General features: G+C 35.6%; 1 protein-coding gene. It reads right to left on the bottom strand.

Features of this window, described 5'->3' with window-relative positions:
• The coding region (locus tag DNU06_RS17915; RefSeq protein ID WP_199399045.1) for a hypothetical protein at positions 1-571 on the bottom strand (571 nt) is incomplete at both ends.

Raw genomic sequence — 571 nt, 5'->3', positions numbered from 1 at the left:
AAATCGACAACTGGACTCGGATGAATGGTAATGGTTTGGGCGGCGGTATCGGTACAGCCTAAATTCGTTTCAACAATATAATTTAAATAATAAATCCCCGCAGTTGAAAAATCATATAATGTGTCTTCGCTAAAAGCAATAGTTGATCCGTTTAACTGCCAATAGGTATTCAATACAAATACATTATTTTGGTTTGCAGGAATTGAAGTGGCGCCATCTAATAAAATAGGTATATTTTCACATCCGTTATCAGTGAAGTTAAAAGCTGAAGGTAATATGTCTGGTAGCACTTCAAAATTCTGACTTTGACATTCTCCATTGAGGGTATAAATTACCGAATAGTCACCAGGCCCATAATTATTCAAGTTTAAGCTATCATTTGTTTCACCCACCAAAGCCACAGAATCTTTGAACCATTGCCAAGTTCCACCGCTTAAATTTATATTTCCAGTAGCCAATTTATCATTAGTACAAAATTGACCTGATGTATTCACAGTAATAGTGTCGGGGATAAGGATTTCAAATAGCTCTAAATCATCAATAAACAAGTTGTAACCATTGTCTTGCGTTG

Origin of the sequence: Putridiphycobacter roseus (assembly GCF_003234935.1) — a bacterium.
Lineage (GTDB): Bacteria > Bacteroidota > Bacteroidia > Flavobacteriales_D > Crocinitomicaceae > Putridiphycobacter > Putridiphycobacter roseus.
This window is presented reverse-complemented; position numbering and strand designations above follow the sequence as displayed.